The organism is Actinomadura hibisca NBRC 15177, from assembly GCF_001552635.1.
GTDB classification, from domain to species: Bacteria; Actinomycetota; Actinomycetes; order Streptosporangiales; family Streptosporangiaceae; genus Spirillospora; species Spirillospora hibisca.
The window spans coordinates 1-15,830 of the sequence record NZ_BCRO01000033.1 but is presented as its reverse complement, the minus strand read 5'-3'; the positions used below and the strand labels follow the sequence as shown (position 1 = coordinate 15,830).

The 15,830-nt window shown below is 73.9% G+C and carries 14 protein-coding genes; 8 read left to right on the top strand and 6 right to left on the bottom strand.

Annotated features, from left to right (window positions below):
- Positions 1-10 precede the first annotated feature (10 nt).
- Positions 11-808: an SAM-dependent methyltransferase gene (locus AH6_RS16835; protein WP_067480632.1), complete on the bottom strand. Its 798-nt coding sequence runs from the start codon at positions 806-808 to the stop codon at positions 11-13.
- Positions 809-1,007: 199 nt separating this feature from the next.
- Here AH6_RS16835 and AH6_RS16830 point away from each other — a divergent pair, with 199 nt between their 5' ends.
- Positions 1,008-1,799 carry an aldo/keto reductase gene (locus AH6_RS16830; RefSeq protein ID WP_067480842.1) on the top strand — a complete coding sequence of 264 codons (792 nt, stop codon included), beginning with the start codon at positions 1,008-1,010 and terminating at the stop codon, positions 1,797-1,799.
- Between the two features lie 87 nt (positions 1,800-1,886).
- On the opposite strand, the gene AH6_RS16825 is transcribed toward AH6_RS16830, so the two are convergent.
- The gene (locus tag AH6_RS16825; protein WP_067480629.1) at positions 1,887-2,339 is read right to left on the bottom strand and encodes a hypothetical protein; all 453 of its coding nucleotides are present in this window, start codon (positions 2,337-2,339) and stop codon (positions 1,887-1,889) included.
- Between the two features lie 225 nt (positions 2,340-2,564).
- Here AH6_RS16825 and AH6_RS16820 point away from each other — a divergent pair, with 225 nt between their 5' ends.
- Entirely contained in the window at positions 2,565-3,698 is a 1,134-nt protein-coding gene (locus AH6_RS16820) for a glycerophosphodiester phosphodiesterase (protein ID WP_067480626.1), read from the top strand.
- A gap of 91 nt (positions 3,699-3,789) precedes the next feature.
- Here the strand turns inward: AH6_RS16820 and AH6_RS16815 are convergent, their stop codons facing one another.
- The gene (locus AH6_RS16815; protein ID WP_083982979.1) at positions 3,790-4,935 is read right to left on the bottom strand and encodes a DUF2293 domain-containing protein; all 1,146 of its coding nucleotides are present in this window, start codon (positions 4,933-4,935) and stop codon (positions 3,790-3,792) included.
- A 73-nt stretch (positions 4,936-5,008) separates the two neighbouring features.
- On the opposite strand from AH6_RS16815, the gene AH6_RS16810 reads away from it, so the two are divergent.
- From AH6_RS16810 to AH6_RS16795, 4 genes are read left to right on the top strand one after another with little or no spacing between them, the layout of a single operon-like run.
- A complete protein-coding gene (locus AH6_RS16810) occupies positions 5,009-6,013 on the top strand; it encodes a LacI family DNA-binding transcriptional regulator (protein WP_067480623.1) in 1,005 nt (334 codons plus the stop codon).
- A complete protein-coding gene (locus AH6_RS16805) occupies positions 6,013-7,554 on the top strand; it encodes a sugar ABC transporter ATP-binding protein (RefSeq protein ID WP_067480620.1) in 1,542 nt (513 codons plus the stop codon). Before AH6_RS16810 ends, AH6_RS16805 begins: the two co-directional genes overlap by 1 nt.
- Positions 7,554-9,503: an ABC transporter permease/substrate-binding protein gene (locus AH6_RS16800; RefSeq protein WP_067480617.1), complete on the top strand. Its 1,950-nt coding sequence runs from the start codon at positions 7,554-7,556 to the stop codon at positions 9,501-9,503. The genes AH6_RS16805 and AH6_RS16800 overlap by 1 nt, the downstream gene beginning before the upstream one ends.
- A gap of 11 nt (positions 9,504-9,514) precedes the next feature.
- Entirely contained in the window at positions 9,515-10,486 is a 972-nt protein-coding gene (locus AH6_RS16795) for a ribokinase (RefSeq protein WP_245679344.1), read from the top strand.
- Here AH6_RS16795 and AH6_RS16790 read toward each other — a convergent pair.
- Together AH6_RS16790 and AH6_RS16785 are read right to left on the bottom strand one after the other, a co-directional pair.
- On the bottom strand, positions 10,405-10,983 hold the full coding sequence (locus AH6_RS16790) for a DedA family protein (RefSeq protein WP_067480614.1): 579 nt from the start codon (positions 10,981-10,983) through the stop codon (positions 10,405-10,407). The genes AH6_RS16795 and AH6_RS16790 overlap by 82 nt on opposite strands.
- Positions 10,984-11,126: 143 nt before the next feature.
- On the bottom strand, positions 11,127-11,555 hold the full coding sequence (locus AH6_RS16785; protein WP_245679343.1) for a PH domain-containing protein: 429 nt from the start codon (positions 11,553-11,555) through the stop codon (positions 11,127-11,129).
- 85 nt (positions 11,556-11,640) lie between these two features.
- Between AH6_RS16785 and AH6_RS16780 the strand changes: the two genes are divergently transcribed.
- A complete protein-coding gene (locus AH6_RS16780; RefSeq protein ID WP_307190388.1) occupies positions 11,641-12,132 on the top strand; it encodes an LURP-one-related/scramblase family protein in 492 nt (163 codons plus the stop codon).
- A gap of 76 nt (positions 12,133-12,208) precedes the next feature.
- Entirely contained in the window at positions 12,209-13,138 is a 930-nt protein-coding gene (locus AH6_RS16775; RefSeq protein WP_067480605.1) for a Ppx/GppA family phosphatase, read from the top strand.
- A 1-nt stretch (position 13,139) separates the two neighbouring features.
- On the opposite strand, the gene AH6_RS16770 is transcribed toward AH6_RS16775, so the two are convergent.
- Entirely contained in the window at positions 13,140-15,434 is a 2,295-nt protein-coding gene (locus tag AH6_RS16770; protein WP_157431528.1) for a protein kinase domain-containing protein, read from the bottom strand.
- Positions 15,435-15,830 lie beyond the last annotated feature (396 nt).

Here is a 15,830-nt window from a genome sequence, read left to right as displayed (position 1 = left end):
GGTCCGACACCTAAGGCTTGCGGCCGACGGCGGCGGCGATGCGCATCCTGCGCGCCTGCTCGGCGGGCGCGGCGCCGTCGGGCCGCCAGGCGGTGACGTCGGTGACGCCCGGCTCCAGCAGCTCCATCCCGTCGAACCAGGTCCCGATGCGCTCGCGGGACCGGAAGGTGATCTGGATCGGGCCGGGCTGGGAGGCGTGCTCCATCGCCGCCGGGTCGCTGTCGGTGGAGAACTGCGACACCACCAGGTGGCTGCCGGACGCCAGCGGCGCGCGGAACGCCGCCACGAGCGCGTCCGGGTCGGCGTCCTCGGCGACCACGTGCAGCAGCGCCACCATCAGCACCCCGACCGGCTCGGCGAAGTCGATAAGCCCGGTGACGCCGGGGTCGGCCAGCACCGAAGCAGGGTCGCGGACGTCGGCCCGCACGGCGGTCACCGACGCGTCGGTCGCCAGCAACGCGCGGGCGTGCGCGGCCGCGATCGGGTCCACGTCCACGTAGACGACCCGCGCCTCCGGGTGCACCGTCCGCGCCACCTCGTGCACGTTCGGCGAGGTGGGGATGCCCGAGCCGAGGTCGATGAACTGCCGCACCCCGGCTTCCGCGAGCGTGCGCACCGCGCGGACCAGGAACGCCCGGTTGGCGCGGGCGACGGCCCGGGTGTCGGGCGCGACGGTGAGCATCTTCTGCGCCAGCTCCCGGTCGGCGGCGTAGTTGTCCTTGCCGCCGAGGAGGAAGTCGTAGCCTCGCGCGGGACTCGGCGTGTTCACGTCGACTCCGGACGGGACCCGTCCGACCTGCTCCGCCATGTCCGCTCCCTCGACGTCCGGCCTCGCATGATCGTAAAGCCTGGAACGTGCCCGACGTGCCATTTCTTGTCAGGGATGAGAGGTTTCGCGGCGATATCCTGGGCAGGAGGATCAAGATCTGCCGACGCATCCGGCACCGAACTCACGACCAGGGGGGACAGTGGGCACGCCCGACGTCACGCTCAACAACGGGATCACCATGCCGCAGCTCGGCTTCGGTGTCTGGCAGGTGGCCGACGACGAGGCCGAGCGCGCGGTGCGGACCGCCCTCGACACCGGCTACCGCAGCATCGACACCGCGCGCATCTACGACAACGAGGAGGGCACGGGCCGCGCCCTGCGCGCCTCGGGGCTGCCGCGCGAGGAACTGTTCGTCACCACCAAGCTGTGGAACAGCGACCAGGGCTACGACCAGACGCTGCGCGCCTTCGACGCCAGCATGGAGCGGCTCGGCCTCGACCAGCTCGACCTGTACCTGATCCACTGGCCCATGCCGACGGTCGGGACCTACCTCGACACCTGGCGCGCCATGGAGAAGCTGCACGCCGACGGCCGCATCCGCGCCATCGGCGTCTCCAACTTCACCGTCGAGACCCTGCAGCGCCTCATCGAGGAGACCGACGTCGTCCCGGCCGTCAACCAGATCGAGCTGCACCCCTACCTCCAGCAGAACGGACTGCGCGAGTTCCACCAGGAGCACGGTATTCACACCGAGGCGTGGAGCCCGCTCGGCCAGGGGCAGGGGCTGCTGGACGACCCGGCGCTCGCCGTGATCGCCAAGGCGCACGGCAGGACGCCCGCGCAGGTGGTGCTGCGCTGGCACCTCCAGATCGGCAACGTCGTCATTCCCAAGTCGGTGACCCCGTCGCGCATCGCGGAGAACTTCGACGTGTTCGACTTCGAGCTGACCGGCGACGACCTGGCGGCGATCGCCGACCTGGACAGCGAGGCCCGGATCGGCCCGGACCCGGCCACCTTCGACGTGCGCTGACATTCGCGTCACATCGGCCGCGGCCCGGACACCCACCGGGCCGCGGCCGTCGCGTTAGTGCAGCGTCAGCCCAGCGTCAGCCCAGCGTCAGTTCGGCGTCAGCGTGAAGTCGGCCCGGTAGTCGCCCGCCCCGATGGGATCGCCCTGCTCCGGATAGGGGTTGAGCGCGACCAGCCGCAACGTGTACCCACCCACGGCGACCTCGCCGGGCTGGAGCGTGGTGTGCAACTCGTGCGCTGCGGGCGCGCCGCCGCCCTCGGCCACCGAGACCGCCACCGTCGCGTCGCCCTCCCAGATGCACTGCGCGCCGGTCGGGCAGCGGCTGTCCCCGGCGACGTCCTTGAACGTGACCGTCAGCGCGCCGTCGGCGAGCCGGGCCGAGCCGCCCGGCGCCAGCGTGAAGACCTCGCCCGGCCCGACCGGCGTCCCCGCCGGACCGCCCGCGTCGCCGTCGCCTCCGCCATCATCGGACGAGGCCGGCCCGCAGGCCATCAGCACCAGTGGGACGGCCAGCGCCAGCGTGACCAGCCCCGCTCTCATGCGTCTCATCATATGAACCACTCTATCGGGATCAGTCACGCACAGTATGATCCTGGTCACTCATAGTGCGATCGGCGGCATGGCCGCGTTCACCGATCCGCCGTCCAAGGTTGGCCAGGCCGCCATTGGACGGCTCCTGGCCGGGGCGCCCGCCGCCGGTTACCTTCCGGGAGCGGTGATCTTCCGGCGGCGGTCGCCGGGGAGGCCGCCGGGAGAGGAGCCCCCATGCCCGCCGGTGCATCCAAGAAAGGCCGCGCCCGCGCCGCCCTGCTGGCGGCCGGCGCCGTGCTGCTGCCGCTGCTGGCGCTGACCGGTCCCGCCGAGGCCGCGCCCGACCACGGCCCCGGGGTCCGGCCCCTGGTCGTCGGCCACCGGGGCGCGCCCGGCTACCGGCCCGAGCACACGCTGGCCTCCTACGAGCTGGCCGTGCAGCTGAACGCCGACTACATCGAGCCCGACCTCGTGCCCACCAAGGACGGCCAGCTCGTCGCCCGGCACGAGAACGAGATCGGCGGCACCACCGACGTGGCGAGCCGCCCCGAGTTCGCCGCCCGCCGGACCACCAAGAAGATCGACGGCCAGAACGTCACCGGCTGGTTCACCGAGGACTTCACCCTCGCCGAGCTGAAGACGCTGCGCGCCGTCGAGCGGCTGCCCGACGTCCGCAGGCGCAACACCCTCTACAACGGCCGCTACGAGGTGCCCACCCTCCAGGAGGTCATCGACCTCGCCAAGCGGCTCGGCCGCAAGTACGACCGGCGCGTCGGCGTCTTCCCCGAGACCAAGCACCCGACCTACTTCCGGTCGATCGGGCTGCCGCTGGAGGAGACGCTGATCAGGACGCTGCGCCGCAACGGCCTGGACGACCGCGACGGCCGCGCCATCGTCCAGTCGTTCGAGCCCACCAGCCTGCGCATCCTCGACAAGGGCCTCAAGGTGTCGGTGCTCCAGGCGATCTCCACCTCCGGCGCGCCCTACGACACCGTCGTGGCGGGCAAGGGCCCGACCTTCGACGACATGGTCACCCCCGCCGGGCTGAAGGAGATCTCCACCTACGCCGACCTCGTCGGGCCCGAGAAGACCCGGGTGATCCCCAACAAGGCGGACGGCACCATCGGCGCCCCCACCCCGCTGGTGAAGGACGCCCACAAGGCCGGGCTCAAGGTCATCGTCTACACCTTCCGCAACGAGAACCAGTTCCTGCCCAAGGACCTGCGCGTCGGCACCGTCCCCGCCGACTACGGCCAGGCGTTCAAGGAGTACGGGCTCTTCTTCAGGACCGGCATCGACGGCGTCTGGAGCGACAACCCCGACACCGCCGTCGAGGCCCGCGCCGACTTCCTGGCCGGACGCGGATAGCGGCCCCAGGCCCGCCAACGCGTCCCAGGCCCGAGCCCGCAAGCGCGCCCCAGGCCCGTCAGCGCCTCGGGCCTGAGCCCGCGAGCGCGACTCAGGCCCGCCAGCGGGCCAGCACGGCGTCCACGGTGCCGCGGATCCGGGTGCGCGCCACGGTCCGCGGCACCCCCGCCATCAGCAGGTCGTCGTAGTCGGTGTCCCGGTGCCGCACCGAGGCGATCACCGCCAGCGTGACCGCCTCCGGCTCCAGCTCGCGCCCGGCCGCCGTGCGGCCGACCCGCCCGCTGCCGCGCTGCCCGGCGTGCCGCGCGATCTCCTCGGCGCGGTCGGCCGGGCAGCCCGGGAACAGCCGCCTGACTTGCGCCGCCATCGCCTCCTGGAACTCCACGTCCTGCGTCGCGCGCCGCTCGCGATCACGGTCGCGGCGGCGCGCCCGCAGGTCCTCGTCGGCCAGGCACTGCTCCTCGGCGCGCTCCAGCGCCGCCTCCTCCACCAGCAGGCCGCGCCGCTCGTACCGCTTGCGGCGGCGGTTGTGCTCCACGACCGCCACCGACAGGCGGCTCTCCTTCTTGGCCCGCCGGGTCAGCGCCGCGTCGCCGGACGGCAGGAACACCAGGTGGTCCAGGTCGGCGCAGGACAGGCACAGCGGCGCGCCGTCCTCCATCAGCTGGAAACCGCCGGTGCGATGGCAGGACGGGCAGCCCCAGCCGGGGTCGGCCGGGACCAGCGCCTCCAGGTCGGGGGCCTGGTCGAGCTTGGCGGCCAGCCGGGCGCGCTGCGCGGCGGTCATGCCGGGGGAGACCCAGTGCGTCCGGAACGCGTCCTCGCCGCCGTCCCCGCCGGACTCCTCGGTGAAGCGCAGCGGACGCCGGTCGCGCGTCGCGGCGGTGTAGGCGGCCTCGACGGGCTCCAGCCCGCGCTCGCGCGCCCACTCGCCCAGCGCCCGCGCGGCGGCGGCCAGCCGGTCGGGCCGCACGGTCATCGCCGCCGACAACGGGTCCACCCGGCCCTGCCGCCACTCGGTCACCTGCGCCTGCTTCAGCCAGCGCAGCCGGACGAACACCTCCACCGCCGACACCGACCGGGACCGCCGCACCAGCTCGTCGGCGGCCTCGCCGACCCGGCGGGCCACCCTGGAGTCACGCACCTCGTTCACCGGGTCACCGTAGCGGAACGGCCGGGTGGCCAGAGCCGGGAACGAGGCCGTTCCACCGTCGGTCTTGCGCGGATCGCCGCGCATCGTGTAATCGTTTACACCACATCGCGTGTAATCGTTTACATTGGAAGTGTCGAACAGGACCGGGGAGGTGACGATGGCGAGCGTGAAGGACGTGGCCAAGCTGGCGGGAGTGTCGGTGGCCACCGTCTCGCGGGTGCTGAACGACAGCGCCGCGGTGAGTCCCGGCGCGCGCGCCCGGGTACAGGCGGCGGTGGACGAGCTGGGCTACCGCCCCAACGCGGTCGCCCGCTCGTTGCGCACCGACGCCACCCGCACGATCGGCCTGGTGATCGGGGACATCCTCAACCCCTTCTTCACCGAGCTGGCCCGCGCCGTGGAGGACGAGGCCCGCACGCTGGGCCTGTCGGTGGTGATCGGCAACGCCGACGAGCGGCCCGAGCGGCAGGACCACTACGTGCGCACGCTGCTGGAGCAGCGGGTGGACGGGTTGTTGTTGTGCCCCACCGCCGAGATCACCCCGCTGGTGCGCGACACCGTGGCGGCCGGGCTGCCGCTGGTCTTCCTGGACCGCACGCTGCCGGGGCTGGAGGTCCCGGCGGTGCGCGCCGACGGGGCGGCGGCCGTGGACGCGCTGGTGGCCCATCTCAAGCGGCTCGGGCACCGCCGGATCGCGTTCGTGTCCGGTCCGGCGTTGTTGTCGACCGGCCGCGAGCGCACCGACGCGTTCATCTCCGCGCTCGCCCGGCACGGCCTGGAGGTGCGGCCGGAGTACCTGGAGGCCGGGGACTTCCAGGCCGCCAGCGGCCGGGCCGGGGCGGCGCGGCTGCTGGAGCTGCCCGAGCCGCCGGAAGTGATCTTCGCCGGGGACAACCTGATGGCCCTGGGCGCGCTGGACGAGATCCGCGCCCGCGGGCTGCGCATCCCCGGGGACGTGGGCCTGGCGTCCTACGACGACGTGCCCTGGTTCACCCATCTCGACCCGCCGATCACCGCGATCGGCCAGCCCGTCCAGGACCTGGGCCGCCGGGCCGTGCGCGCGCTCGCCGAGCGCGTCGCGGGCCGCCCGGTGGAGCCGGTGGTCCTCCAGGCGCGGCTGCTGGTACGGCGTTCCTGCGGGGAAACGGAAGGGAGCGGCTGATGACTTCGGCCACCGGACAGACCGCCGGGCAGGCCCCACCGCTGCTGCGCGTGCGCGGCCTGCGCAAGGGCTTCCCGGGCGTGGTCGCCCTGGACGGGGTGGACTTCGACCTGCGCCCCGGCGAGGTGCACGTGCTGCTCGGCGAGAACGGCGCGGGCAAGAGCACCCTGATCAAGACGCTGTCGGGCGCGCACCGCCCCGACGGGGGCGAGATCGAGGTGGACGGCCGCGCGGTGGAGATCCGCTCGGCCGAGGACGCCGCCAAGCTCGGGATCGCCACCATCTACCAGGAGTTCAACCTGGTGCCCGAGCTGACGGTCGCCGAGAACCTGTTCCTCGGCCGCCAGCCGCGCCGGTTCGGCCTGGTCGACCGGCGCGCGATGGACGCCGCCGCCCGCGACCTGCTGAAGCGGGTCGGGGTGGACGCCGAGCCGGGCCGCCGGATGGGCGACCTCGGCATCGCCCGCGCCCAGATGGTGGAGATCGCCAAGGCGCTGAGCCTGGACGCGCGCGTGCTGATCATGGACGAGCCGACCGCGGTGCTGACCACCGGCGAGGTGGAGCGGCTGTTCGCGATCGTCCGGACGTTGCGCGACCAGGGCGTGGCGATCGTGTTCATCACCCACCACCTGGAGGAGATCCCGCAGGTCGGCGACCGGGTGACGGTGCTGCGCGACGGGAGGTCGGTGGCGCAGGTGCCCGCCGACACCCCCGAAGAGGAGCTGGTGCGCCTGATGGTGGGCCGGTCCATTGAGCAGCAGTACCCGCGGGAACGTTCCAAGGCGGGCGAGCCGCTGCTCAAGGTCAGCGGCCTGGGCCGCGACGGCGTCTTCGAGGGCGTGTCCTTCGAGGTGCGCGCGGGCGAGGTCGTCGGTCTCGCCGGGCTGGTCGGCGCGGGCCGTACCGAGGTGGCCCGCGCGGTGTTCGGCGCCGACCGCTATGACAGCGGCGAGGTCGTCGTCGGCGGCGCGGCGCTGCCCGGCGGCGACGTGCACGCCGCGATGGAGGCTGGCCTCGGCCTGGTCCCCGAGGACCGTAAGGGCCAGGGGCTGGTGCTGGGCGCGGACGTGGCCGAGAACCTCGGCATGGTCACGCTGAACAAGGCCGTCAAGGGCGGCCTTGTGGACCGGGCCGGGCAGCGCCGGAAGGCCGCCGATATCGCGAAGCAGTTGAACGTGCGGATGAGCGGCCTGCGCCAGGAGGTCCGCACGCTCTCGGGCGGCAACCAGCAGAAGGTCGTCATCGGCAAATGGCTGCTGGCCGACGCCCGGGTGCTGATCCTCGACGAGCCGACGCGCGGCATCGACGTCGGCGCCAAGGTCGAGATCTACCGGCTGATCAACTCTCTGACCGCCTCCGGGCACGCGGTGCTCATGATCTCCAGCGACCTCCCCGAGGTGCTGGGCATGAGCGACCGGGTGCTGGTGATGGCGCGCGGCCGCCTGGCCGGCGCGCTGGAGGCCGAGGAGGCCACACAGGACGCGGTGATGGCGCTGGCCGTCTCCGGCGCCCACGGTACCGACGCGGGGGAAGGATCGTGATGTCCGCGGACACGCTGCGCGAGCAGCCGCACAACAACGAGGGCGGCGCGGGACGGACCGCGCTGCGCCTGCTGGGCGAGAACGGCGCGCTGATCGGCCTGGTCGTCCTGGTGGTCGCCCTGGCCCTGCTGTCGGGCGACTTCCTGACGGTGACCAACCTGCTGAACGTCGGGGTGCAGGCGGCCGTGACCGCCATCCTGGCCTTCGGCGTCACCTTCGTCATCGTCACCGCCGGGATCGACCTGTCGGTCGGCGCGGTCGCCGCGCTGTCGGCGGTGGTGCTGGCCTGGACCGCCACCGAGGGCGGCGTGCCCTGGCCGCTGGCGCTGGTGCTGGCGATCGTGGTCGGCGTCGCCGCCGGCCTGGTCAACGGCGCGCTGATCGCCTACGGCCAACTCCCGCCGTTCATCGCCACGCTGGCGATGCTGGGCGTGGCGCGCGGCCTGGCCCTGGTGATCTCCGACGGCAGCCCGATCGCGCTGCCCTCGGCCGTCACCCACCTCGGCGACACCATCGGCTCCTACCTGCCGGTCCCGGTCCTCATCATGATCGCGATGGGCCTGCTGACCGCGCTGATCCTGGCCCGCACCTACTCGGGCCGCGCGATGTACGCCATCGGCGGCAACGAGGAGGCAGCCCGCCTGTCGGGCATCCGGGTGAACCGCCAGAAGCTCGTCACCTACGCCCTGTCGGGCGCGTTCGCGGCCGTCGCCGGCATCGTGCTGGCCAGCCGCCTGGCCTCGGCGCAGCCGCAGGCCGCCAACGGCTACGAGCTGGACGCGATCGCCGCGGTCGTCATCGGCGGCGCGAGCCTGTCGGGCGGCAAGGGCAAGGCGTTCGGCACCCTGGTCGGCGCGCTCATCCTCGCGGTGCTGCGCAACGGCCTGAACCTGCTGTCGGTGTCGGCGTTCTGGCAGCAGGTCGTGATCGGCGTCGTGATCGCGCTGGCGGTCCTGCTGGACACCGTGCGGCGGCGCGGGTTGCGGATGCGCCCGGCCACCTTCTGGGTCGGCGGCGTCGCGGTCGTGGCGGTCGTCGCCGCCATCGCGGTGGGCGTGGCCTCCACTGGCTCCAAGACCGGCACCACCGGCGCGGCCGGGGGCGGCAACCTGAAGATGGGCCTGTCGGTGTCCACCCTCAACAACCCCTTCTTCGTGCAGTTCCGGCAGGGCGCCGAGGACGAGGCGAAGAAGCAGGGCGTGGCGCTGACGGTGGGCGACGCGCAGAACGACGCCTCCCAGCAGGTCAACCAGGTGCAGAACTACATCAGCCAGGGCGTCAAGGCCATCGTCGTCAACCCGGTGGACTCCGACGCTGCCGCGCCCGCCGTCCAGGCGGCCGAGCGCGCCGACATCCCGGTGGTCGCCGCCGACCGCGGCGTCAACGGCGCCAAGGTCGCCCAGATGATCGCCTCCGACAACGTCGCGGGCGGCAGGCTGGCGGCCGAGCAGCTCGCCAAGGACATGGGCGGCAAGGGCAAGGTCGCCTGGATCCAGGGGCAGGCCGGGACCTCGGCCTCCCGCGAGCGCGGCCAGGGCTTCGCCGAGGGCATCAAGAAGTTCCCCGGCATCGAGGTGGTCGCCAAGCAGCCCGCCGACTTCGACCGCACCAAGGGCCTGGACGTCATGACCAACCTCATGCAGTCCAACCCCGACGTGACCGGCGTGTTCGCCGAGAACGACGAGATGGCGCTCGGCGCGGTCAAGGCGCTGGGCGGCAAGGCCGGGCGGCAGGTCAAGGTCGTCGGCTTCGACGGCACGCCCGACGGCATCAAGGCCGTCCAGGCGGGCACGCTCAGCGCCACCGTCGCCCAGCAGCCCCGGCTGCTCGGCCAGATGGCGGTGCAGAGCGCGGTCAAGGCCGCCCAGGGTGACAGGATCGACCCGACCCAGGCGGTGCCGGTGAAGATGGCGACCCGGCAGAACGCCGCCGAGTTCGCCACCTCGTGACAGGAGTCCCCGTGCCAGCCCAGCAGGTGCCTGAGCAGCAGGAAGTCGTCGTGGTGGGGTCGGTCAACGCCGACCTGGTGGTCGGCGTGGAGCGCCGCCCCGCCGCGGGGGAGACCGTGCTGGGCTCCGACCTCGCCACCCACCCGGGCGGCAAGGGCGCCAACCAGGCGGTCGCCGCCGCCCGGCTGGGCGGCCGGGTCGCGATCCTCGGCCGGGTCGGCGACGACGGGCACGGGGAGCTGCTGCGCGCGTCGCTGGCCGACGCGGGCGTGGACCTGACGCACCTGATCACCACGCCGGGCCCCACCGGCGTCGCGCTGATCACCGTGGACCCGGGCGGGGACAACAGCATCATCGTCTCGCCCGGGGCCAACGCCCGGCTCGCGCCGGACGACGTGGCGGCGGCCCGCGACCTGGTCGCGGGCGCGGCGGTGGTGTCGTTCCAGCTGGAGGTCCCGCAGGAGACGGTGCTGGCGGCCGCCCGCGCGGCGGCCGCCGGGGGAGCCCGGGTGGTGCTCAACCTGTCGCCCGCCGCCGCCGTCCCGGACGAGCTGCTGGCGTTGTGCGACCCGCTGGTGGTCAACGAGCACGAGGCGGCGTTCCTGCTGCCCGAGCACGGCGCGGGCGACGACCCGGCCGTGCTGGCGGCGGCGCTGCTGGAGCGCGGCCCCCGCTCGGTCGTGATCACCCTGGGGGCCGACGGGGCGCTGGTGGCGGATGGGACGGTCACGGCGGCCGTGCCGTCGCCGAAGGTGGAGCCGGTGGACACCACGGGCGCGGGGGACGCCTTCACCGCCGCGTTGTGCCTGCGGCTGGCGCGCGGCGACGACCTGGAGACCGCCGCCCGGTTCGCGGTGCGGGTCGGGGCGGCCGCCGTGCGGCGGCCGGGCGCGCAGAGTTCTTACCCGACGGGCATGGACGAGCTGCCCGGCGAGCTGCCCGGCGAGTTGTCCGAGGAGCCGCCCGGCGAGCCGTCGGACTGATCCTCGTTCTCCTGGTCAGGTCCTTCCGGCGTCGCCGCCCGGCGGCGCCGGAGGGCCACCAGCCCGCCGACCAGCAGCACGACGGCCGCGACGAGCCCGGCCAGCGCCAGCGGCGACCGCCCGAAGACCTCCAGCCAGCCCCACACCACCGCGTACCCGCCGACCACCCACGGCGGCGTCCACAACAACGCGCCGACCAGCGACGCGAGCATGAACCGGGGCAGCGGCATCCGCATCACCCCGGCGCAGACGGGGATCGCGTGCCGGATCCCGGCCACCCAGTGCGCGCCGACGATCGCCAGCATCCCGCGCCGCGCCACCAGCGCCTCCACCCGCCGCAACCGGTGTTCGCCGATCTTGCGGCCGAGCCGCGAGGTGTAGATCCTCGGCCCGACGCCCCGGCCGATCCCGTAGTACACCAGGCCGCGCACGAAGATGATCGCGACCGCCACCACGACGCCCAGCCACAGCGGCATGCCCCAGAAGGTGTCGCGCATCAGAAGGTGTCTCGCATCGCGGGGTTCCCCGTTCCAGAGTCGGCGGACCGGCGGCGGCCGGAGGCGTCGGCTCGATGTTAGGTCTACCTAACCTCCGAAGCCAACGGCGCGCGTCCCCGCACGGGCCCCGCACGGGCCCCGCGCTAGGCGGCGGGGCGCAGCCGGGCCAGCTCGTCGGCGGCGTCCCACACGTCGGCCCCCAGGTCCATGGCGCTGAGCAGGTGGACGTCGTCGCCGGTGTCGATCTCCAGCAGCCGCGAGCGGAGGCCCCAGCGGCGGCGCTCGTCCACCCGGATCACCTGGACGTCCTCCCACGGCACCCGCACCCGCCGGGCGTAGCCGCTGACCACCGTCAGCCCGTCGGCGTCGGCGGCCAGCCGCACCGGGGCCACCAGGTCGCGCAGCGCGAGCGCGAGCAGCCCGGCCGCGCCGATCGAGGCGATCACCAGGCGCTGGGCGTCGCCGATCGAGGTGATCGCCCAGAGGGTCACCAGCACGGCGGCGGCGCAGGTCAGCACGGTCAGCTTGGGCGGCACCCGCCACTGCGCCGCCGGACCGTTCGTTCGGGTCACGTGTCTCACGGTAGCCGGGTCTGGCGCCCGGTCCGGCCGGGCGGTAGAGAGTTCGGAACGCGGCGAACCGGGCAAAAAGGAGTCGATGATGAGATTCAAGGTGCGCGAGCGGATCGTGGCCATCGGCAACGACTCCTGGATCGAGGACGAGGCGGGCGAGCGGGCCTTCCACGTGGACGGCAAGGTGCTGGGCGTCCGGCAGACCTTCGAGCTGAAGGACGTCGACGGCGCGGTGCTGGCGGTGATCCGCCGCAAGATGCTCGGCATCCACAACGCGATGACGGTCGAGCGCGACGGGCGGCAGGCGGCCGTGGTGCGCAAGCACCTGATCAACCTGCCGCGCGACCGGTTCACCGTGGAGCTGGCCGGCGGCGGCGAGTGGGCGGTGAGCGGCAACGTCTTCAACAAGACCTACACCATCGAGGGCGACGCGGGCCCGGTCGCGGTGATCTCCCGCAAGTGGGTGCGCGTCCGCGACGCCTACGACGTGGAGCTCCCCGACGACACCCCGGACGTGCCGCTGGTGCTGGCCGTCGCGGTCGCGGTGGACACGCTGGCCGAGGGGAAGGGCGGCTGAGGACATGGCGGGAAGCTCGTCGGGCAAGGGGATCCGGGCGTCGCGGACCGTGCCCGGTTCGGTAGCGTCTGGGGCCATGCGACTCGGAGTGCTGGACGTGGGCTCGAACACGGTGCATCTGCTGGTGGTGGACGCGCATCGTGGCGCGCGCCCGCTGCCGGCGTTCTCCCACAAGGCGGAGCTGAAGCTGGCCGCCCACCTGGAGGACGGCGACCGCCTGTCGGAGGAGGGCGAGCACAAGCTGCGCGCCTTCGTCGAGGAGGCCCTCCAGGTCGCCGAGGACAAGGGCGTGGAGGACCTGGTCGCCTTCGCCACCTCGGCGGTGCGCGACGCCGTCAACGGCGAGGAGATCCTGGCCCGCATCCGCGCCGACCACCAGGTGGACATCAGCGTGTTGTCGGGCGCCGACGAGGCCAAGCTGACGTTCCTGGCGGTGCGCCGCTGGTTCGGCTGGTCGTCGGGGCGGCTGCTGGTGGTCGACATCGGCGGCGGCTCGCTGGAGGTCGCCTCGGGCATCGACGAGGAGCCGGACGTGGCGATCTCGCTGCCGCTCGGCGCGGGCCGCCTCACCCGCGACTGGTTCACCGCCGACCCGGTGCCGCCGGAGGAGGTGCGCAACCTGCGCCGGCACGTGCGCGCCGAGATCGCGCGGCGGGTCGGCGAGGTCGCCCGCTACGGCGCGCCCGACCACGCGGTGGCGACGTCCAAGACCTTCAAGCAGCTCGCCCGGATCGCCGGGGCCGCGCCGTCGTCGGAGGGACCGTTCCTCAAGCGCGCGCTGGACCACGGCGACCTGGTCGAGCTGACCGAGAAGCTGGCCCGGATGACGCCCGAGGACCGCGCCGCGCTGCCCGGCGTCTCGGAGCGGCGCGTGCCGCAGCTCCCGGCCGGGGCGATCGTGGCCGACGCCGCGATGGACCTGTTCGGCGTGCCGGAGCTGGAGGTCTGCCCGTGGGCGCTGCGCGAGGGCGTGATCCTGCGCCGGCTGGACATGATCACCGGCTGAGCTACCAGTTGGGGTGGCCGAGCGTGTGGCCCTTGGGGGTGAGCACGGTGTCGCCCTTGCCGTCGGCGGCCCGCACCGCGCGGAGCTGCGGCGTCTCGGTCGGGCCGTGCGCGTAGCAGATCCACTTGCCGTCGGCGGACCAGGCGGGGTCCATGTCGTGGCCGGACTTGCGGACCAGCGCGTGCGGCCTGCTCCCGTCCGCGCCGACGAGCCAGATGTCGGCCTGGGGGCTGGCGCCGCGCGTGTAGGCGATCTGTTTCCCGTCCGGGGACCACTCCGGGTCGACCGCCCGCACGTCGTCCTTGGTGACGCGCGTCCAGTCGTCGGGGCTGTCGGGGGACATGGTGTAGATCTGCTCGATGCCGTCGCGCTTGCTCCAGAACACGATGCGGTTGGTGGCGGACCACATGGGGTCGTCCTTGTCGGCGGAGTCGGTGGTGAGCTGGCGCGGGGCCTGCCCACCCGCCACGGGCACGGTGAAGATCTGCCGCACGCCGCCCGCCCGGCCCATGAACGCGAGCAGCTTGCCGTCGGGTGACCAGGTGACCCGGCCGCCCGCCAGCTGGTCGGTGACGCGCCGGGGCTGGCTGCCCTCGGCCCCGGTCACCCACGCCTCGCTCTTGCCGTTGGCGGTGCGGGTGAAGGCGATCTGCGACCGGTCGGGGGAGCGTTCGGGCAGGATGTCGCAGGTGTCGCCGGTGACCAGCGTGGTGGGCGCGGCCGAGCCGGGCGTGAACACGCCGATGTCGCCGTGGCACTCCGACGGCCAGCCCGGCTCGGTGTCGATGCGCACGAGCATCGGCTCGGCGGGCGGTCCGGCGGACGCGGCGCCGCCGGACTTGGACGACGCCGCGGAGTTGCCGCCGCCTCCGCTCTGGGGCTCGCCGGTCTCGCCGCTGCTGGCCTGCACGAGCAGGTAGGTGCCGCCCGCGGCGGCCGCGACCAGCAGGGCCGCCGCGCCCGCCGCCAGCGGCCCGGAGCGGCGCGACCGCCGGTGCGAGGGCGGCGCGGCGGGCAGGGGGACGGGCTGGGGCGGGAACGTCGAGGCCGGGTCGGTGCCGGGGATCGGGACCGGCAGGACGGGCGGCGGGCCGGACGGGCCGGACGGCTCGGTGGGCAGGTGCGCGGCCGGGTCGGTGCCGGGGTCGGTGCCGTGCTCGGCCCTGAGCGTGGGGGCGGGGTCGGGCGTCGGGTCGGGCGTGGGGACGGGCGCGAAGGCGGGCGGGCGGCCGGACGCCGGGCGGGGCTCGGCCTGCGGCATGGCGTTGGCCGCGGGCGCGGCCTCGGACGCGGACCTGGACCGGGACTCGGCCTCAGGGGTGGGCGTGGGCACGGGCGGCGACGGGGCGACGCGGCGGGCCCCGGGGTCGGTCATGGTCTCGCCCGGGTTCGGCGGCAGCACCGGCGGGGCCGTCCACGCCTCGCCCAGCGTCGTGTTGACGTCGGACTCGGTCGCGCCGCCGCCGACCAGGCTCAGCAGCAGACCGCGCGCGGTGGGGCGGCGTCCGGGCTCCTTGCTCAGCGCCTCGCGGACGAGCCCGGCCAGCGGCTCGGTGAGCGCGCCCAGTTCGGGTTCGGCGTGCAGGGCCCGGCCCACCATGACCTGCAGGGAGCCCTGGCCGAACGGGTTGCGGCCGTTGGCGGCGTAGGCGACCAGGCAGCCCCAGGCGAACACGTCCACCGCCGGGGAGATCTCCTGCGTGGTGATCTGCTCGGGCGCGATGTAGCCGGGGGTGCCGACGACCTGGCCGGTGCGGGTGTGCCCGCTCGCCTCGTCCAGCGCGCGGGCGATCCCGAAGTCGATGACGCGCGGCCCGGTGATCGACAGCAGCACGTTGCTGGGTTTCAGGTCGCGGTGCACCAGGCCCGCCGAGTGGATGGCGACCAGCGCGGCCGCGACGCCGACCGCGACGCCGTGCAACATCCCCGGCGACAGCGGGCCGGTGTCGGACACGTGCTGGAGCAGCGAGGGCCCGTCGATGTACTCGGTGACCAGGTAGGCGAGCCCCAGGTCCTCGCCGTGCCGCAACACCTGCGCGGTGCAGAACGAGGCGACCCGCTGGGCGTTGCGCGCCTCGTCGTGGAAGCGGGCCAGGAACCCGCGGTCGTCGGCCAGCTCCGGCCGCACGATCTTGACCGCGACCGGGTGCCCGTCCGGGCCCCGGCCGAGGTAGACCGCGCCCATGCCGCCCTCGCCGACGCGGGACTCCAGGACGTACGGGCCGACCCGGGTGGGGTCGGTCGGGCGCAGCCCGCGCATGGGCGCGGCTCCGGGCCGGACACGCGGGCTCTCCATCAACGTTCACCTCTCGGCCCCCGGGCCGCTCCGCGGGAGGGCGGAGCGTGCACTCCCCGGGTACTCACGATGTCAGAGGACCGCCCGGACGGGCCAGAGTCAAAGAAAGGCAAAGCGGTGGGCAAGCGGTTCTCCCGCCAGGGAAAAACTCGGACAGTACCTAACTGTTGCGGCATATAGCGACAAAGGCGGGCATACGCTCCTGTCGTTCGAGCGGCGGGGAACGACGGGGGTACGGCTTTGTTCGTGGGGGCACGGCGACGGGGACGGTGGACGGCGGCGCGCGGCCGGGCAGTCTGCGACGCGGCGCTGCGCGGCCGGACGGTGCGCGGCCGGGCGATGCGGGGCGCTGCGGCGGTGCTGGCCGCCGGGGCGCTGGCGGCGGGTTGCGGCGGG